This window comes from Pseudomonas sp. PvP027 (genome assembly GCF_017833005.1).
GTDB classification, from domain to species: Bacteria; Pseudomonadota; Gammaproteobacteria; order Pseudomonadales; family Pseudomonadaceae; genus Aquipseudomonas; species Aquipseudomonas congelans.
The window spans coordinates 4,536,865-4,553,862 of sequence record NZ_JAFIBK010000001.1; the positions used below are offsets into that span (position 1 = coordinate 4,536,865).

General features: G+C 61.0%; 18 protein-coding genes and 1 riboswitch. Of the genes, 6 read left to right on the forward strand and 12 right to left on the reverse strand.

From position 1 onward, the window contains the following. Nucleotides 1-14: 14 nt before the first annotated feature. Genes JOE33_RS19665 through JOE33_RS19685 form a run of 5 tightly spaced genes read right to left on the reverse strand, consistent with a single transcriptional unit; the run spans nucleotide 15 to nucleotide 4,055 of the window. Nucleotides 15-632 (reverse strand): urea amidolyase associated protein UAAP2, encoded by a 618-nt coding sequence (locus tag JOE33_RS19665; protein WP_122694851.1) that lies wholly within the window; start codon nucleotides 630-632, stop codon nucleotides 15-17. A gap of 11 nt (nucleotides 633-643) precedes the next feature. Next, entirely contained in the window at nucleotides 644-1,369 is a 726-nt protein-coding gene (locus JOE33_RS19670) for an urea amidolyase associated protein UAAP1 (RefSeq protein ID WP_010435061.1), read from the reverse strand. Beyond that, nucleotides 1,366-2,148, reverse strand: a complete 783-nt coding sequence (locus JOE33_RS19675; RefSeq protein ID WP_010435059.1) for an ABC transporter ATP-binding protein — start codon at nucleotides 2,146-2,148, stop codon at nucleotides 1,366-1,368. The genes JOE33_RS19670 and JOE33_RS19675 overlap by 4 nt, the downstream gene beginning before the upstream one ends. Next, nucleotides 2,145-2,960, reverse strand: a complete 816-nt coding sequence (locus JOE33_RS19680; protein WP_044308874.1) for an ABC transporter permease — start codon at nucleotides 2,958-2,960, stop codon at nucleotides 2,145-2,147. Before JOE33_RS19680 ends, JOE33_RS19675 begins: the two co-directional genes overlap by 4 nt. A 27-nt stretch (nucleotides 2,961-2,987) precedes the next feature. Next, nucleotides 2,988-4,055 carry a putative urea ABC transporter substrate-binding protein gene (locus JOE33_RS19685; RefSeq protein ID WP_096139619.1) on the reverse strand — a complete coding sequence of 356 codons (1,068 nt, stop codon included), beginning with the start codon at nucleotides 4,053-4,055 and terminating at the stop codon, nucleotides 2,988-2,990. Between the two features lie 63 nt (nucleotides 4,056-4,118). Then, a riboswitch (guanidine-I (ykkC/yxkD leader) is annotated at nucleotides 4,119-4,221 on the reverse strand. Nucleotides 4,222-4,615: 394 nt separating this feature from the next. Here JOE33_RS19685 and JOE33_RS19690 point away from each other — a divergent pair. Together JOE33_RS19690 and ung are read left to right on the forward strand one after the other, a co-directional pair. Continuing rightward, entirely contained in the window at nucleotides 4,616-5,077 is a 462-nt protein-coding gene (locus JOE33_RS19690; protein WP_096124457.1) for a hypothetical protein, read from the forward strand. Nucleotides 5,078-5,271: 194 nt separating this feature from the next. Beyond that, the gene (gene ung, locus JOE33_RS19695) at nucleotides 5,272-5,964 is read left to right on the forward strand and encodes a uracil-DNA glycosylase (protein WP_003405314.1); all 693 of its coding nucleotides are present in this window, start codon (nucleotides 5,272-5,274) and stop codon (nucleotides 5,962-5,964) included. A gap of 24 nt (nucleotides 5,965-5,988) precedes the next feature. On the opposite strand, the gene JOE33_RS19700 is transcribed toward ung, so the two are convergent. The 4 genes from JOE33_RS19700 to JOE33_RS19715 all read right to left on the reverse strand — a co-directional run bounded on the left by JOE33_RS19700 (nucleotide 5,989) and on the right by JOE33_RS19715 (nucleotide 10,036). After that, a complete protein-coding gene (locus tag JOE33_RS19700) occupies nucleotides 5,989-7,023 on the reverse strand; it encodes an AbrB family transcriptional regulator (RefSeq protein WP_010435052.1) in 1,035 nt (344 codons plus the stop codon). After that, a complete protein-coding gene (locus tag JOE33_RS19705; protein ID WP_032614837.1) occupies nucleotides 7,016-8,530 on the reverse strand; it encodes a tripartite tricarboxylate transporter permease in 1,515 nt (504 codons plus the stop codon). The genes JOE33_RS19700 and JOE33_RS19705 overlap by 8 nt, the downstream gene beginning before the upstream one ends. A 1-nt stretch (nucleotide 8,531) precedes the next feature. Then, nucleotides 8,532-8,990, reverse strand: a complete 459-nt coding sequence (locus JOE33_RS19710; protein WP_010435050.1) for a tripartite tricarboxylate transporter TctB family protein — start codon at nucleotides 8,988-8,990, stop codon at nucleotides 8,532-8,534. A gap of 62 nt (nucleotides 8,991-9,052) precedes the next feature. Beyond that, the gene (locus tag JOE33_RS19715) at nucleotides 9,053-10,036 is read right to left on the reverse strand and encodes a tripartite tricarboxylate transporter substrate binding protein (protein WP_170963816.1); all 984 of its coding nucleotides are present in this window, start codon (nucleotides 10,034-10,036) and stop codon (nucleotides 9,053-9,055) included. A gap of 463 nt (nucleotides 10,037-10,499) precedes the next feature. On the opposite strand from JOE33_RS19715, the gene JOE33_RS19720 reads away from it, so the two are divergent. Both JOE33_RS19720 and JOE33_RS19725 read left to right on the forward strand, forming a co-directional pair. Continuing rightward, a complete protein-coding gene (locus JOE33_RS19720) occupies nucleotides 10,500-11,171 on the forward strand; it encodes a response regulator (RefSeq protein WP_010435049.1) in 672 nt (223 codons plus the stop codon). After that, a complete protein-coding gene (locus JOE33_RS19725; RefSeq protein ID WP_010435047.1) occupies nucleotides 11,164-12,546 on the forward strand; it encodes a sensor histidine kinase in 1,383 nt (460 codons plus the stop codon). Before JOE33_RS19720 ends, JOE33_RS19725 begins: the two co-directional genes overlap by 8 nt. A gap of 10 nt (nucleotides 12,547-12,556) precedes the next feature. On the opposite strand, the gene JOE33_RS19730 is transcribed toward JOE33_RS19725, so the two are convergent. Next, complete coding sequence (locus JOE33_RS19730; RefSeq protein WP_187625193.1) at nucleotides 12,557-13,378, reverse strand: HDOD domain-containing protein; 822 nt, start codon at nucleotides 13,376-13,378, stop codon at nucleotides 12,557-12,559. Nucleotides 13,379-13,489: 111 nt separating this feature from the next. Next, nucleotides 13,490-14,431 (reverse strand): folate-binding protein YgfZ, encoded by a 942-nt coding sequence (locus tag JOE33_RS19735; protein ID WP_163031852.1) that lies wholly within the window; start codon nucleotides 14,429-14,431, stop codon nucleotides 13,490-13,492. 152 nt (nucleotides 14,432-14,583) lie between these two features. On the opposite strand from JOE33_RS19735, the gene JOE33_RS19740 reads away from it, so the two are divergent. Both JOE33_RS19740 and JOE33_RS19745 read left to right on the forward strand, forming a co-directional pair. Further along, the gene (locus JOE33_RS19740; RefSeq protein ID WP_010435042.1) at nucleotides 14,584-14,838 is read left to right on the forward strand and encodes a succinate dehydrogenase assembly factor 2; all 255 of its coding nucleotides are present in this window, start codon (nucleotides 14,584-14,586) and stop codon (nucleotides 14,836-14,838) included. After that, nucleotides 14,822-15,286 (forward strand): protein YgfX, encoded by a 465-nt coding sequence (locus tag JOE33_RS19745; RefSeq protein ID WP_096129800.1) that lies wholly within the window; start codon nucleotides 14,822-14,824, stop codon nucleotides 15,284-15,286. Before JOE33_RS19740 ends, JOE33_RS19745 begins: the two co-directional genes overlap by 17 nt. Here the strand turns inward: JOE33_RS19745 and nadB are convergent. Further along, the gene (gene nadB, locus JOE33_RS19750; protein ID WP_187625194.1) at nucleotides 15,255-16,871 is read right to left on the reverse strand and encodes an L-aspartate oxidase; all 1,617 of its coding nucleotides are present in this window, start codon (nucleotides 16,869-16,871) and stop codon (nucleotides 15,255-15,257) included. The genes JOE33_RS19745 and nadB overlap by 32 nt on opposite strands. Nucleotides 16,872-16,998: the final 127 nt, after the last annotated feature.

The window sequence follows — 16,998 nt, forward strand, 5'->3', positions numbered from 1 at the left end:
GGGCAGGTGCCGGGTCAGTCGCGAATCGATAACTGCGCTGGCGTCGGGTTGTAGCCATTGCAGGGGTTGTTGAGCTGCGGGCAGTTGGAAATCAGCACGATCACGTCCATTTCAGCGCGCAGCTCGACGTATTTGCCGGGCGCGGAAATACCGTCTTCGAAGGTCAGGCCGCCTTCGGCTGTCACGGGTACGTTCATGAAGAAGTTGATGTTGGGGCCGATGTCTGCCTTGCTCAGGCGGCCGTCATGCATGCAGGCGCGCAGGTAGTTGTCGCGGCAGCTGTGCATGTAGCGCTTTTCCAGGGCGTAGCGCACGGTGTTGCTCTCTTGCGCGCACGCGCCACCGAGCGTGTCGTGGCGACCGCAGGTGTCATCGACAATGGTCAGCATCGGCTGGCCGAGGTTGGAAAACAGCACACTGCCGGTGGTCAGGTACACGCTGTTCTGGCGGCGCAGGGTGCGCTGTACGTCGTAGCGTTCACGCGGATTGCTCAGGCTGAAAAACAGCGTGTCGACGGCCTGATTGCCTTGCAGGTCGAGGATGCGCACGGTCTGCCCGGCCTTGACCTCGGCCATAAAGGGTTCGCCGGCCGGTATGGTCGCGTCACAGCAAAGATGGGTTTGTGAGTTCATGACAGGGCTCCTCAGGCGAACAGGCGGTTGGTATTGATAAAGCCGCGCTCGTTTTCCGGGCGCGATGTGCGGCAGTGCTCGGCAACACTGGCGTCGGCCTTCATCCAGCTGAGCTTGAGCGGTTGCGGGGCATATTCCGGATTAGGGTCCATCGGGTGTTGCAGCGCGGTCAGCACCACCAGCGTGTCCATCGGTGCATAGAGTTCGATGTAGTCACCGGCCTTGGAGTTGTTCGGGGCGAAGTGCAGGGCTCCTGCCTCGTCGACATCCACCCGGCTGAACAGGTTGAGGGTCATCAGCAGGTCGGACAGCCCCAGCCCCCATTTGCCCAGCTCGACCAGCAGGTTGTCGACGCCATTGCGAAAGAAGCCGTTGCGCAATTCCTGATAACGGCCCTGGCCGTATTTTTCAGCGACTTCCTGGGCATTGAGCACGCCGCCGATGCTGTCGCTCCAGCCGCAGGTGTCAGTGACGATGGCCGCCAGCACGCGGCCCATGTCCGAATACAGGCAATGACCGTTGCTCAATTTGGCGGTGTGCTGGCATTTGAGGCTGTCCGGCAGGTTCAGCCGTTCGGTTTTTTCGTGGGCGTTGAGCAGGGTCAGGCTGACGTTGGCGTTGCCGTGCAGGTCGGTCAGGCGCAGCAGTTCGCCACGCTTGAGGATGAACGAACGATGGCCGCCACCGGGCAGCATCTCTTCGGCGAAAACCGGGTACAGCGTGGTTGAGTCAGTCATTGAACGGGCTCCTCTGAAACGTTGAGCAGCGAATCGATGGCGGCACGTTCGGCGCGACGTTCGCTGTTGAGGGGGATGTCGTAAGTGATGCGCGCGCCATAGGCTCCGGGCGCGTGCGGGTCGTGGCGCACCTTGTCGAACACCAGCAGGCGGGTGCCGAGGTTGAAACCTTCGGACAGGTCGTGTGTAACCATGAACACGGTCAGTTTCGTTTCGCGCCACAGGTCCAGCAGCAGGTGGTGCATGTCCTTGCGGATGCCGGGGTCGAGCGCGCCGAACGGCTCGTCCAGCAGCAGGACGCGCGGTTTCATGATCAGCGCCTGAGCGATGGCCAGGCGCTGCTGCATGCCGCCGGACAATTGCGTCGGATACTTGTCCAGCGCATGCCCGAGGCCGACCTTGCCGAGCAACTGCGCGGCGTGCTCGCGCGCCTCGCTTTTTGCCTGGCCGAACAGTCGGCCGAGCCAGGGCGAGCGGGGCAGCTCCAGACCCAGCGCCACGTTGTCGAGCACCGACAGGTGCGGAAACACCGAGTAGCGCTGAAACACCACGCCACGGCTGGCATCCGGTTCATTGCGCAGAGCGGTACCGTCGAGCGTGATCAGGCCGCGACTGGGGCTTTCCTGACCCAGCAACAGGCGCAGAAAGGTCGATTTGCCGCAGCCCGATGCACCGACCAGCGTGCAGAACTCGCCTTCGGCCACGTCCAGGTTGAGGCCCTCGAGCACCACTTGGTCAGCGTATTGCTGCCAGACATTGCGCACACTGATAAAACTCATGCCCGTGCTCCTTCGTACCAGGGGAAGGCGCGTCGGGTCAGGGCTTTCAGGCCCCAGTCCATCAGCCAGGCAAGCAGGGTGATCCACACCACGTACGGCAGAATCACGTCCATCGCCAGATAGCGCCGGACCAGAAAGATCCGGTAGCCCAGACCGTCAGTCGAAGCAATCGCCTCGGCGGCGATCAGGAACAGCCATGCCGAACCCAGCACCAGGCGCAGGGCGATCAACAGGCGTGGCAGCAATTGCGGCAGGATCACCCGCAGGATCAGCGTCCAGGTCGAGGCACCGAGGGTTTGCGCCTTGATCAGCAGTTCGACCGGGATTTCACGGGCGCGCTGTTCTAGGTCACGGGCCAGAATCGGCGTGATACCGATCACGATCAGCATCACCTTCGACAACTCGCCCAGGCCGAACACGATGAACAGAATCGGCAGGATCGCCAACGGCGGCACCATCGACAATACCGTCAGCAAGGGCGACAGCGTTGCGCCGCACAACGGCAGGATGCCCGCTGCGATGCCCAGGCACAGGCCCAGCAGCGCGCTGATTCCCAGGCCGATGGCCAGGCGTTGCAGGCTTGATGCGCTGTCCTGCCACAGCAGGTAGTCACCGCTGCGCGGGTCGGCAACGAACGCCATGCGCTTGACCGCATCGGCCATCTGTACCGCGCTGGGCAGCAGTTTGTCGCTGGGGTTTTCCGCAAGCCGGGTGGCCGAGCCCATGAAATAGGCGAACAGCAACAGGGCGAACGGCAGGATCACCAGTATCAGGCGACCGGCACGATCCGGATGGCGGTTTATCAAACGCATGGCAATGACCTTTTTACTGAACGTGATTTACAGCTTGCCGTCGACGGCCATCTGCACGTAGCTGGGGTCAAAATGCAGCTTGAGATTGCCCTTGTCGCCAAGCATCACGTCATTGGCGAATGACATGCCGACCGCATCGGCGTCGCGTGCGCCTTCGCCGAGCAAACCGTGGGCGAACGAGAAGTCAGCCACCTTGCGCTGGGTGTCCGGCAGCTGTTTGCTGGTGGCGAACTCAAGCGCTTCCTTGGGCGTGGCGAACAGCTTGGTGGTGTCCAGTTGCGCCTGGAAGCCGGCCAGATCGGTACCCGATGCCTTGGCCATGTGTTCCAGCGCAGCCTTGGCCTGAGCGTTTTTGGCGTTCATCAGCGCGACCACTTCAAACCAGGCGCCGGTCAGGGCTTTGCCCAGGGCCGGGTTGTCTTTCAGGGTCTGAGTGTTGACGACCATCATGTCCATGATCTCGCCGGGAATCTGGCTGGAGTTGAACACTTCGGTCACGCCGGGCCTGGCCTTGATGTCCGAGAGCATCGGGTTCCAGGTGGTGACCGCCTGTACATCGTCGGTATTGAAGGCTGCCGAGATATCGGCATCCGAGGTGTTGACCACCTTGAGGTCTTTTTCACTGAGCTTGACGCTGTCCAGCGCTCGGGCCAGCAGGTAGTGGGACACCGACAGTTCGACCAGATTGACGTCCATGCCTTTCAGATCGGCGACTTTCTTGCCTTCGCCCTTGAGCACGATGCCGTCATTGCCATTGGAGAAGTCGCTGACGATCAGCGCCGTACTTTCCACGCCGCCTGCGGCCGGGATGGTCAGGGCGTCCATGTTGGTCATGGTGCAGCCATCGAACTGGCCGGCGGTGTACTGATTGATGGATTCGACGTAGTCATTGAGCTGGGTGACATCGATCTTGATGCCGTACTTTTTCGCCCACTTGTCGACGATGCCCTGGCTACCTGCGTACTCCCACGGCATCCAGCCTGCGTAGATGGTCCAGCAGACGTTGAAGTGATCTTTCTGGGCGGCATTCGCCGAGAGGCTCAACGCAGCAAGCAGGCCTGCCGTCAGCAGACCGAAGAGACGAGACTTTTGCATGTTGAGAAATCTCCAGTAGTGAAAAAAGGCGGCCAGGAGCAACGTGACACCACTGGTGTCCCTGTCTCCCGGGCTTTTGTCCCGCCGTGTAACCTCTACTGGAGGTCGCCAACTCTCGGACCAGCCACTTGCCTGGCGGCAAGCCGGAACCCTAGTCGGCTATTGCAAATTGTGGTGCCGCGAACCTGTGTTGACTCCTGCACACCGCTCATCAAGCGAGAGTTGTGCCAACTTGCGCTGCGCCTTGTTTCTCAATGGCTGGAGGAATCATCGACGGTCAGGTGCCGCGAGAATTGCCTTGTGCTGGTGCGCGGACGCACTGCGATGAGGCAAAGATAGATGAAATGTTTTGTAGCATGTTTGTAGAAAGCGGAAACAGGCCTGCACGCCTTGGTTGCAGAGCCTTTGCGGCCCGATGACGGACCCATCCTGGCCATGCCTCGACGCTGACCCAAGGCACTAGAGTGCCTTTTCGATGTCAGATAATTCGTCCGCCAACCGCTTTGACGGACGCCGACCAGCGTCGCTGGTTTGGCCCAATCGCGGTCCAGGAGGCCGCCATGTATCGAAGACCCTTGCTTATCACGTTGCTGACCCTTTTTCTTTCTGGTTGCTACGCAGGTCCCGGTTACTACGAATCCGATGTGTATACGCAGCCGACTGTCGTTGGCAGCGCTTATGCGTATGACAATGGCTACCGCTCTACCTACTATCAGGAGCGACGCATCTATGTAGCGCCTCAACCGCGCTATTACACACAGCCTCGCTACTACGCTCCGGCACCACGCTATTACGCGCCACCGCCCCCGCCGCGCTATTACCAGCCGGGACGTCCGCCGGGTTATGGCTGGCGCAATGACGGCTTCGGCCGCAATGATGGCTTTCGCGGCAACGGTGGTTTCGGACGTAATGACGGCTTCCGCGGTAATCGTGGCTGGGATGACCGCGGTGGGCATGGCGGACGAGATGGCCGTGATCATGGAAGAGGCGGCCGCGGCGAGGGGCGCGGTGGGCACCGATAGCTGAAATATGCGCGCTTACCACCATGCCAACGCTGTGAACTGACTGCTTCGAACTGACTGGCGTGCCGACGCTCTGCGTCGGCACGCGTTTCTCGATGCTCAGCGTCCGATCTTGAAGGTGCATAGCGCAACCGGCATTGACTTTGCTGCCCGGCTTTCCTAGTGTCCGCGCATTGTTTTTACCGGATGTAACCATGACTAGCGACGACCGCATCAAGCTTGAGCCCAGCTGGAAAAACGCCCTGCGTGACGAATTCGAACAACCCTACATGGCTCAATTGCGCGAGTTTCTGCGTCAGGAGCACGCGGCGGGCAAGGAAATCTATCCGCCAGGGCCGCTGATCTTCAATGCGTTGAACTCCACGCCGCTGGACAACGTGAAAGTGGTCATCCTTGGCCAGGATCCGTATCACGGTCCGAATCAGGCCCATGGCCTGTGCTTCTCGGTGCAGCCGGGTGTGCCGACGCCGCCATCGCTGGTCAATATCTACAAAGAGCTGAAACGCGACCTGAATATCGATATTCCGAACCACGGTTGCCTGCAATCCTGGGCTGATCAGGGTGTGCTGTTGCTTAACACAACCCTCACTGTCGAACGCGCCAACGCTGCCTCACATGCTGGCAAAGGCTGGCAGCACTTCACTGACCGGATTATTCAAGTGGTCAGCGAGCATCAGCCGCATCTGGTGTTCCTGCTGTGGGGCGCTCATGCGCAGAGCAAGCAGAAACTGGTCGATGCGACCAAGCATCTGGTGCTGACCTCCGTCCATCCGTCGCCGTTGTCAGCCTATAAGGGCTTTCTGGGCAACGGGCATTTCGGCCGGGCCAACAAGTACCTTGAGCAAAACGGCATCGCGCCGATCGACTGGCGCTTGCCTGCGCTCTGATTCGAGAGGATTCCAGCGACCTGTTCAGTCAGCGAGCCGTTTGTTCCAGCGTCGGTACAACGGCTCGGCGAGAAACAGCACGAACAGCAGGCGCATGACCTGCATGGCCGTGACCAGCGGCACCGACAGTTGCAGCACTTCGGCGGTCAGGCTCATTTCCGCGATGCCGCCGGGCATCATGCCCAGCGTCAGCGAACGCAAGTCCAGGTGGGTGAGGGCGCTCAGCGCCAGTGCCGCCAGCGCGGCAATCAGCATGGTCAGCGCAGTGCCCAGCAGCGTGCGCGCCAGGAACGATGGCGCACGCCGAAAGAACTCCCGATTGAAATGACAACCCAGCCCGCTGCCAATCAGTAACTGGCCAAGCTGGCTGGCACCGTTGGGCAGGCCGATTTTCAAATCCCAGACCACGCTCACCACCGCACTGAGAAGCAGCGGGCCGAACAGCCAGGGGTTGGGCTGTTTGAGGCGTTGCCACAGCCAGGCCAGTGCGGCCCCGAGCGGCAGCAGAACGGCCAGCCAGCGCCAGTCCACGACGCTGGCATGCAAGGCCGGTGCGCCATCACCCAGCAGGTATTTGAAGATCGCCGGCACGCACAGCACGACGGCGAGTACCCGCAGGCTTTGTGCGGCAGCGACACTGCTCAGCGTTGCACCATTACGTGCGCCGAGGTTGACCATCTCCCCGGAACCGCCCGGCATGCTGGAGAAGAACGCCGTCGGGCGATCCTCTCCGGTACGCAGCATCAGCCACACGCCGACCAGGCACGACAGGCTGGTGACCAGGGCGCCGATGAAAATCAGCCCGAAGTGCGCCAGCACCTGTTCGATGACCACCGGGGTGAAGTGCAGGCCGATGCCGATCCCGATGATCAGTTGACCGCATTTGCGACCGCCGGGAATCTGCGCCAGCTGCCAGGGTGTCAGGCAGCGCACCAGAATGATTGCCAGCAACGAGCCCACCATCCACGGCAACGGCCAGCCGACCTGGCTGGCGAGGTAGCCGCCCAGCAGGCCGACCAGCGGCGTTGCCCACCATTGGCGCAGAGACGAATCAGCCATGCGTCGCAGCGGCCTGCTGTTTGGCGCGCTTGCGCCAGATGCGCAACAGCGGGAACAGCAGCATGAAGACAGTCACCACCCAGACCCCGAGGGTAATCGGGCTGGACCAGAGGATCCCCAGTTCGCCGTTGGAGATCGACAGGGCACGACGCAGGTTCTGCTCCATCAGACCGCCAAGGATGAACCCGAGCAGGATCGGCGACAGCGGGAAGTCCAGCTTGCGCAGGATGTAACCGAAGATACCGATACCGACCATCAGGAACAGGTCGAAGGTGGTGGCGTGCACCGCATACACACCGATGCCGGTAATGATCGCAATCACAGGGACCAGCGCCCAGTTCGGCACGGCAAGGATGCGCGTGAAGATGCGAATCATCGGGATGTTGAGGATCACCAGCATGATGTTGGCGATGAACAATGAAGCGATCAGGCCCCAGACGATGTCCGGCTGCTGTTGAAACAGCATCGGGCCGGGCGTGATGTTGTACAGCGACAACGCGCCGATCATCACCGCCGTCGTGCCAGAACCCGGCACGCCCAGCGTCAGCATAGGCACCAGTGCGCCGCAGGCTGTTGCGCCGATGGCGGTTTCCGGTGCTGCCAGGCCGCGCATGTCACCCTGACCGAACTTGCCGCTAGCGCCAGCGATGCGTTTTTCGGTCATGTAGGCGACCGCGCTGGCCAGCGTCGCACCGGCACCCGGCAGTACGCCGAGGATAAAGCCCAGCAGCCCGCAGCGGATGTTGACCACGAACACCGAAGCGGCCTCCTTGAAGTTGAACATCATGCGCCCGGTGGCCTTGACTGCCTCCTGGCCGCGATGAGTCTTCTCCAGCAGCAAGAGGATTTCGCTGATCGAAAACAGGCCCAGCACCAGCACCACGAACTGAATGCCATCGGTGAGGTGAATGTTGTCGCCCGTGAAACGGTACACCCCGCTGTTGGCATCGATACCTACCGCAGACAGGAACAGCCCGATCAGCGCAGCAATGAACGTCTTCAACGGCCGGTCGCCGGCCATCCCGCCCAGACAGACGATGGCGAAGACCATCAGCACGAAGTATTCCGCCGGGCCGAAGGCAATCGCCCATTTGGCGAGCAAGGGCGCGAACAGCACCATGCCGCAGGTGGCGATGAACGCGCCGATGAACGAACTCCATGCCGACAGCGACAGTGCAACCCCGGCCAGGCCCTGGCGGGCCATCGGGTAACCGTCCAGGGTGGTCATCACGGTGGAAGCTTCACCCGGAATGTTCAGCAGGATCGAGCTGATGCGTCCGCCGTATTCGCAGCCCAGGTACACGGCTGCCAGCAGAATCAGCGCCGACTCGGGCGGCAGGCCCAGCGCGAAGGCGATAGGGATCAGCAACGCTACACCGTTGATCGGTCCGAGCCCCGGCAGCAGGCCGACGACAGTACCAATCAGTGTTCCGCACAGTGCTGTGATCAGGTTGTAAGGCGTCAGGGCGACACCGAAGCCCTGGCCCAGGTAACCGAAAGTATCCATTTTAATTCTCCAGAACGCTGAGCAGGCCTAAAGGCAAGGGGACGTCCATGGCCTTGTCGAACAGCAGGTAAAGGCCGACGCTCATCAGAATCACCACCACCACGCTCGGCAGCCAGCGACCGCCATACAGGCGGGCCATGGGGATGCCGATCAGGATGCTGCTGAGGATGAAGCCCAGCGGTTCGAACAGCCCTGCGAATATCAGCAGCAGGACGATGCACACGCCGATCTTGATCAGGGTCTCTCGGTCCAGCTCCGGGTCTTCCTCGGTGTGGACGATGGGCGTGGGTCTGATCAGCAGGTACAGCAGGGCGATACCCATCAGCCCGAGCATCAGCAGCGGGAAGGCGCGTGGTCCGACCGGTTCATAGGAAAACGGTGCCTGATAAGGCCAGGCCATGAGGGCCAGGCCTGCGCATGCCAGTAACAGCACGCCAGCGAAGATGCGTTGTATGACCATGAGAAGCTCCTGAGTCGCGCCCGTACGGCGGGCGCAACTGAATGTCAGTCAATTGATTTCAATTACTGAATCAGGCCGAATTCCTTGGCCATCAACTTGTAGTCGGCGACCTGCTTCTTGACGTAGGTGTCCAGTTCCGCACCGGTCATGGCGAACGGGAACAGCTCGCGCTGGTCGCGCAGTTTGGCGAAGTCCTCGGAGGCCAGGATCTTGTCGAACGAGGCTTTCCACCAGTTGTAGTCTTCGTCGCTGACTTTCGGGCCGAGGTAGAAGCCACGCACCACTGGCCAGACGATGTCGTAGCCCTGCTCCTTGGCGGTGGGGATGTCTTTCATTTCAGGCTCGTCGATACGCTTCTCGGCGAACACCGCGAGCAGGCGCATGTCGCCGCTGAGAATGTGCGGCATGGAGTCGGAAATATCGGTACTGCCCACCTGGATGTGGCCACCGAGCAACGCGGTGGCGATTTCACCGCCGCCTTCGAGTGCCACGTAGCGCAGGGCGCGCGGGTTGATGCCTGCGGCCTTGGCGATCAACGCAGTCTGCATCCAGTCCTGACTGCCCACGGTGCCGCCTGAGCCGATCACGACTTTGCTCGGATCGGCTTTCAGCGCCTGCACCAGGTCGTCGAGATTCTTGTAGGGCGAGTCGCTCTTCACTGCGATGGCGCCATAGCTGGTGCCCACGGCGGCGAGCCAGCGCACGGCGTTTTCATCGAAACGACCGAATTTGCCCTGCGCCAGGTTGAGCAGCGAACCGCTGGACCACGCGACCAGTGTGCCGGCATCGGCGGGGCGCTGCGCGACGACTGCGTTGTAGGCCACCGCGCCGACACCGCCTGGCATGTAGGTGACGCGCATCGGCGAGGTCAGAATTTTCTCGTTGATCAGCGCGCTCTGCACCAGTTTGCAGGTCAGGTCGAATCCTCCACCTGGCGAGGCAGGGGCGATGCATTCCGGACGTTTGGGTTCGGCAAGCAATTGGCTGGCAATCAGCATGCACCCAGCGGTGGCGGCTACGTGACGCAGGGAAAATTTCATGTTCAGTCTCCAGAGATATTGTTGTTTTTGGCAGAGAGAAGCTGTGCACCAGGCGCTTTTGTCACGCGCACGGCGAAACCTGTGTGCTGTGTCACAGGGACGGGTGTGTGCGCTGATGTTTTGTGTCGAGGCGGGTAGCGGGAATAGCGCGCAGAGCAGCCCTCGGCGGGGTGTGCTCCATGGGCTGGCGAGCCTGGGCGGGCATAGACATGGCGTGACTCCGTTTAGCGATTTATTGTTTTTATTGTTCAGACGCATCCGGGCGCCTGTTTTTTACGTACCCTTTGTTCGGGTCGTTTCGCGATGCTAAACGACGAACCTTTCGCAAACCTTTCAGTCGCCTTGCGCATCGTGACTGGAGCGTCGCGAATCGTTTCTGCCCTTCACAGACGGCGGCCGGCCTGTAAACTCCACCGCCACAAGCCTCGATACCCAGATCGATAACAACAGTGACAATCAGGAGACGGCGATGCGTGTTCTTCTTGTGGAAGATCATCTGCAATTGGCTGAAAGTGTCGCGCAGGCGCTCAAAAGCGCGGGTTTGACCGTTGATGTGCTGCATGATGGCGTGGCCGCCGACCTGGCGTTGAACAGCGAAGAATACGCGGTGGCCATTCTCGATGTCGGGTTGCCGCGCATGGACGGTTTCGAAGTGCTGGCGCGTCTGCGAGCGCGCAGCAAAAACCTGCCGGTGCTGATGCTGACGGCACGCAGTGACGTCAAGGACAGGGTTCATGGCCTGAATCTGGGCGCCGACGATTACCTGGCCAAGCCTTTCGAACTCTCCGAGCTGGAGGCCAGGGTCAAGGCCTTGCTGCGGCGCAGCGTGCTGGGTGGTGAGCGGCAACAGCGTTGCGGCGTGCTGGCCTACGATCTGGACACGCGACGTTTCATGCTCGGCGAAGAACTGCTGACCCTGACCTCCCGCGAACAAGCGGTACTGGAAGCGCTTATCGCCCGGCCGGGTCGGGTGATGAGCAAGGAACAACTGGCGGCGCAGGTGTTCGGGCTCGATGAAGAAGCCAGCCCCGACGCCATCGAGATCTATGTCCATCGTCTGCGCAAGAAGCTCGACGGGCATTCCGTGGCCATCGTGACCTTTCGCGGTCTGGGCTATCTGCTGGAAAGCCGTGATGATTAACGACAGCCTGCGCTGGCGGTTGTTATGGAATCTGGCCTTGCTGCTGGTGGTGTTGATGCTGGCCAGCGGAATGAGCGCTTACTGGAATGGCCGCGAAGTGGCCGACACCGCCTATGACCGCACGTTGCTGGCTTCCGCACGGACCATCGCGGCCGGCCTGACCCAGCGCGATGGCACGCTGAGCGCCGACATTCCCTACGTGGCGCTGGACACCTTCGCCTACGACAGTGAAGGACGCATCTACTATCAGGTCAATGACATTCATCAGAAGCTGATTTCCGGCTATGAAAACCTGCCGTCGCCGCCGCCCGGTACGTTGCGTACCGACGATTACCCGGCCCTGGCGAAATTCTATAACGGGACCTATCAGGGGCAGGATGTGCGTGTCGTCAGCCTGCTCAAGCCGGTGACCGACCCGGGCATGAACGGTACTGCTGAAATCCGCGTTGCCGAAACCCAGGAGGCGCGCAAGGGCATGGCGCGCAGCCTGATGGCCGACACATTGCTGCGCCTGGGCATGCTTGGAGGGGGCGCGCTGCTGCTGGTCTGGTTCACGGTCAGTGCGGCATTGCGACCGCTGGAGCGGCTGCGCACCGCCGTCGAGGAGCGTCAGCCGGATGATCTGCGCGCGTTGCCGATGGTTGAAGTGCAGCACGAACTGCGTCCGTTGGTGGGCGCGCTGAACCACTTTACCGAGCGACTGCGCGTACAGTTCGAGCGTCAAGCGCAATTCATCGCCGATGCCGCCCACGAACTGCGCACCCCGCTGGCCGCTTTGAAGGCGCGGGTCGAGTTGGGGCTGCGCGAGCACGACCCGCAGCATTGGCGCAGCACGCTGGAGTCGGCGGCGCTCGGCACCGATCGACTCACCCATCTGGCCAACCAGTTGTTGTCCCTGGCGCGCATCGAAAACGGCGCGCGGGCCATCGCCGAGGGCGGAGCGCAACAACTGGACCTCAGTCAACTGGCCAGGGAGCTGGGCATGGCCATGGCGCCATTGGCCCATTCCCGGGGTGTCGCGCTGGCGCTGGAGGCTGACGAGCCGGTCTGGCTGCGCGGCGAGCCGACCTTGCTGAACGAATTGCTGAGCAATCTGATCGACAACGCGCTGGCTCACACTTCACCGGGCGGTAATGTCGTCTTGCGGGTCTATGCGCCGGGGGTTCTGGAGGTCGAGGATGATGGTCCCGGCATTCCGGCAGATGAGCGTGAGCGGGTCTTCGAGCGTTTTTACCGGCGCAGCCAGCAGGGCAGTGGTGCCGGGCTTGGCCTGGCGATTGTGGGCGAAATCTGCCGGGCGCATCTGGCCAGAATCACGTTGCACGAGGGGGCCGAGCGAGGCTTGAAAGTGAGGGTCAGTTTCAGTGCTAACTGACTGGCACTGACTAGTAGAGCATGCTTTTGGCTTCGTCCATCTGGGCGCTGAGCATGCCTTCTGCTCTGGCAAGCCTCAACTGGCTGTAGGCAGGCAGGTCGACCATTTCAATGAGGCTGAAGGGGTGTTCGGTATTCCTGTGGATATGCACCGTGGCGATCTGTACCAGGTCGGTGTAGTCAGGGCTTTTCGAGACACGCGCGAAGTCCTGGAACTGGCCCGGCACACAGGCCAGTGGCTCGGGGAAATCCCATGAGCGCAGCAGGCGCTCGCCGATGACCGGATGAATACTGTCGATCACGTGGTTGAGGCTGATCGGGTCGGACAGCAGCTCGTAGTGGTCTTCGGCATAAGTCAGGATCGGCAGGATCCCGATCAGGTGGATCAGCCCGGCGAGCGTGGCCTGATCGGGCTTTAGATTGGTGTAGTTCTGACACAGGGTGTAGCTGATACCGGCAACCTGCAGGCTTTGCTTCCAGATATCGCGCATCTTCTGCTCGATGACCGGCGACTTGGCGTGGAACATCTGCTCGACCACCAGGCCGATGGCCAGGTTGCAGGTGTAGTTGACGCCCAGCCGCCGAATCGCGGTATTGACGTCGCTGACTTCAAAATTCGGGCGCAGCAAGGGGCTGTTCGCGACCTTTATCAGGCGCGCGGAAAGTGCTGTATCGCTACCGATGACCTTGCTCAGGGCCGAGATACTGATCTCGGTGTCCTCTGCAGCCAGGCGAATTCTCAGTGCCACTTCCGGCAGGGTGGGGAGAAACAAGGCATCTCTGTCGATGGCCTTGATCAAGTTTCTCTGCACCTCGTCAGCCATCTTGCTCATGTTGCATCTCGCAGCTGTTGGGGGTGTCCAGAGTGGTCCGCGCGCTCTTCAGAGCGCCAGGGTGTACTGGATCGCTCTAAAGACACTAGGAAGCTGAATGTGTTCGTCTGACTAGCGCTGAGTTTCGAGTTTGCTGTCCAGTGTGTAGGGCAGTTCACTCATTTGCAGCGCTGCACCTTCTGGCGAGCCAAGATTGATACGGCCGTCTTCTGCCGCATCACCCTGCAATACCGCGAGCAGTTCGATGTGCTGCCCGTCCTGTGCAGCCATGACGACGTTGCCCACCGCGCTGGCGTGCACCGGTGAAAACAGTGCCGTACCGGGTTTCGGGATCTCTTCGCCGCTCAGGGTCAGGCGGTAAAGCCTGCGCTTGAGTTTGCCAAGATATTGCATTCTGGCAACGATTTCCTGGCCGGTGTAGCAGCCTTTCTTGAAGCTGACGCCGCCAACCGCTTGCAGATTGATCATCTGCGGAATGAATTCTTCGCGAGTGCTGCCGAACACCTGGCCGATGCCGACACGTATCTGGCCCAGCAACCAGTCATTCAACGGGGCTTCGCTCAACTGCGCTGCCAGACGCGATTTGATGCTGTCTGCCTGCCCGCTGCGCACCCAGAGCTCGGTCCGGCCTGGCGAGACGCGGATCGCGATCAGATCATTGGCGCGCACCACGCTGTCGGTTTCCTGTGGCAGATCCAGCCCCAGGCTCACCAGTGCAGCGTCCCCGTCCTGCAGGCCGAAGCGCACCCAGTCTGCGCTTTCGTCCGTGAGCTTCGATTTGGAGAACACTGCGTATTTGCGCAGATCGAGCAATTGCGCCTCGATCAGATCGCTGGCCATCGCCAGCAGGCAACCGTCGCCTTCGAACACGATGCGGAAACTCGACTGCATCCGGCCTTTCTGCGTGCAACGGGCACCCAGGCTGGATGTGTCTTCATTCAGATAATTGAGGTTGCACGTCAACTGACCCTGAAGAAACTTGCTGGCATCCACGCCGCGAACGGCGAGAACGCCCTCATGGGTTAGCGTGCAGAAAAAAGCTGTGTGGGCCATGGTCATCGCAGATTGGGAAAAAAGTCCGGGGGCACATCATAGTGCCGAGTCGAGGATATGCATACGGGTACATGAAAACTGCTGCGACCAATGCGAGATTCGCGCGCCCGGCTCACGGCTGTATACTTGCCGCCTACTTTGAGGAGCGCTCCATGGTCGAAGACGTTGAACTCAACCGCCTTTACTGGCACAGCCGCCGCGGCATGCTTGAACTGGACGTGCTGCTGGTGCCGTTTGTCCGTGAGGTCTATCCACATTTGAACGACGCAGACCGCGATTTGTACCGCCGTCTGCTGACCTGTGAGGATCAGGACATGTTCGGCTGGTTCATGCAGCGTGCCGAATCCGAAGATGCTGAATTGCAGCGCATGGTTCGCATGATCCTGGACCGTGTCCAGCCCCAGTGATCGCTTCGAATGTCATTGGCAGGCCTCGCGTCTGCTGGTGGCGGCGTATCTGGCGGTCCAGTGTCTGGCACTGGTCGCGTTGTACTGGCTGGACATCGCTGGGTGGGCTGCGGCGCTGGTTGCGCTGATATGTCTGGCGCACGCTGCCTGGGTGGTGCCACGCTCTATCCTGCTCACTCATCCGGCGGCATTCACCGCACTCAAGCGCGATCATCAAGGCTGGCAGTTGTGCAATGTGCGCGACGGCTGGCAGCCTGTGCAGTTATGCCCGGACAGTCTTGCGCTGCCGTGGGTGGTCATTCTGCGTTTTCGACCGATTATCGCCGGTCGGCCAGGGCGATCGATAAAGAGCTGCTGCATTCCGTGTGACGCACTGACGCCGGACATTCACCGACGTCTGCGTGTGCGGTTAAAGTTCAGCCGGCATAAGTGGGCGGTACCAGAATAGTGTCCAGCGCCTCCGGCAACATACCGGGGTAGTCCAGCGTGTAGTGCAGTCCACGGCTTTCCTTGCGCTGCATGGCCGAACGGATCATCAGTTCCGCTACCTGCGCCAGGTTGCGCAACTCGATCAGGTCACGGCTGACTTTGTAGTTGCTGTAAAACTCGTCAATCTCATCCAGCAGCAAGCGGATGCGGTGTTGAGCGCGCTGCAGGCGTTTGTTGGTGCGCACAATGCCGACGTAGTCCCACATGAACCGCCTCAGCTCGTCCCAGTTGTGCGCAATGATCACGTCCTCGTCCGAGTCGGTGACCTGGCTGGCGTCCCAGGCAGGAAGGTCGGCGGGCATCTGCACATCAGCCAGTTGCTTCTCGATGTCTGCGGCGGCCGATCGGGCATAGACGAAGCACTCCAGCAGCGAGTTGCTGGCCATGCGGTTGGCACCATGCAGGCCCGTGAAGCTGGTCTCGCCGATGGCGTACAGCCCCGGCACATCGGTATGCCCCTTGCTGTCCACCATCACGCCGCCGCAGGTGTAGTGCGCGGCGGGTACCACTGGAATCGGCTCGCGAGTGATGTCGATGGAAAACTCCAGGCAGCGTTCATAGACGGTTGGGAAGTGCGTCTTGATGAAGGCTTCCGGCTTGTGGCTGATGTCCAGATACACACAGTCGATGCCCAGTCGCTTCATTTCATGGTCTATCGCGCGGGCCACGATATCGCGCGGGGCCAGCTCTGCGCGCTCATCGAAGCGCTGCATGAAGCGCTCACCGTCAGGCAGCTTGAGGTAGGCCCCTTCACCGCGAAGTGCTTCGGTGATCAGAAAACTCTTGGCCTGTGGGTGATACAGGCAAGTGGGATGAAACTGGTTGAACTCAAGGTTCGCCACCCGGCAGCCGGAACGCCAGGCCATGGCGATGCCGTCGCCGCAGGCGCCGTCAGGGTTGCTGGTGTACAGGTAGACCTTGGCTGCGCCGCCGGACGCCAGGATCGTGAAGCGCGCGCTGTAAGTATCCACTTCGCCACTGTTGCGATTGAGCACGTAGGCGCCAAGACAGCGCTGGCCTTGCAGGCCGAGACGGCGTTCGGTGATCAGGTCAATGGCTGCGCGCTGCTCGAGCAGTTCGATATTAGGGCGTTTGATTGCCTGTTCCAGCAGGGTGCGAAAGATGGCTGCACCCGTTGCATCCGCAGCATGGATGATCCGCCGATGGCTATGTCCGCCTTCGCGCGTCAGGTGAAATTCAAATCCGCTCTCATCGGTGTCTGCTTCATCGCCACGGGTAAAAGGGACGCCTTGATCGATCAGCCATCGAATCGCCTCGCGGCTGTGTTCGACGGTGAAGCGCACAGCGTCTTCGTTGCAAAGGCCGCCGCCTGCATTCAGCGTGTCCTCAACATGAGACTGCACGGTGTCGGTGTCATCCAGTACTGCCGCAACACCGCCCTGCGCCCAGAAGGTCGAGCCATTGGCGAGGTCACCTTTGCTCAGGACTGCAATCCGCAGGTGGTCGGGAAGGGTCAGTGCCAGGCTCAAACCGGCAGCGCCGCTGCCGATTACCAGTACATCATGCTGAAAATGTTGGCTCATCTGCGAATTCTGCCCTTGGCGACCACTAGTATAAGTATTGGGGTAACGGCACAATAGCCTCGCCTACATGGCAATGTGAGACCACGGCGGGTCTGGATTGTGCTCCAGTCCCGGACGGCATGCCTAT

Bases quoted from the DNA above. Each gene is read 5' to 3' on its own strand.
- JOE33_RS19685 (WP_096139619.1), bottom strand. From the start codon at position 4,055: ATGCAAAAGTCTCGTCTCTTCGGTCTGCTGACGGCAGGCCTGCTTGCT.
- nadB (WP_187625194.1), bottom strand. From the start codon at position 16,871: ATGAGCCAACATTTTCAGCATGATGTACTGGTAATCGGCAGCGGCGCT.
- JOE33_RS19670 (WP_010435061.1), bottom strand. From the start codon at position 1,369: ATGACTGACTCAACCACGCTGTACCCGGTTTTCGCCGAAGAGATGCTG.
- JOE33_RS19705 (WP_032614837.1), bottom strand. From the start codon at position 8,530: ATGGATACTTTCGGTTACCTGGGCCAGGGCTTCGGTGTCGCCCTGACG.
- JOE33_RS19720 (WP_010435049.1), top strand. From the start codon at position 10,500: ATGCGTGTTCTTCTTGTGGAAGATCATCTGCAATTGGCTGAAAGTGTC.
- JOE33_RS19730 (WP_187625193.1), bottom strand. From the start codon at position 13,378: ATGAGCAAGATGGCTGACGAGGTGCAGAGAAACTTGATCAAGGCCATC.
- JOE33_RS19690 (WP_096124457.1), top strand. From the start codon at position 4,616: ATGTATCGAAGACCCTTGCTTATCACGTTGCTGACCCTTTTTCTTTCT.
- ung (WP_003405314.1), top strand. From the start codon at position 5,272: ATGACTAGCGACGACCGCATCAAGCTTGAGCCCAGCTGGAAAAACGCC.
- JOE33_RS19675 (WP_010435059.1), bottom strand. From the start codon at position 2,148: ATGAGTTTTATCAGTGTGCGCAATGTCTGGCAGCAATACGCTGACCAA.
- JOE33_RS19710 (WP_010435050.1), bottom strand. From the start codon at position 8,990: ATGGTCATACAACGCATCTTCGCTGGCGTGCTGTTACTGGCATGCGCA.
- JOE33_RS19725 (WP_010435047.1), top strand. From the start codon at position 11,164: ATGATTAACGACAGCCTGCGCTGGCGGTTGTTATGGAATCTGGCCTTG.
- JOE33_RS19680 (WP_044308874.1), bottom strand. From the start codon at position 2,960: ATGCGTTTGATAAACCGCCATCCGGATCGTGCCGGTCGCCTGATACTG.
- JOE33_RS19665 (WP_122694851.1), bottom strand. From the start codon at position 632: ATGAACTCACAAACCCATCTTTGCTGTGACGCGACCATACCGGCCGGC.
- JOE33_RS19735 (WP_163031852.1), bottom strand. From the start codon at position 14,431: ATGGCCCACACAGCTTTTTTCTGCACGCTAACCCATGAGGGCGTTCTC.
- JOE33_RS19700 (WP_010435052.1), bottom strand. From the start codon at position 7,023: ATGGCTGATTCGTCTCTGCGCCAATGGTGGGCAACGCCGCTGGTCGGC.
- JOE33_RS19740 (WP_010435042.1), top strand. From the start codon at position 14,584: ATGGTCGAAGACGTTGAACTCAACCGCCTTTACTGGCACAGCCGCCGC.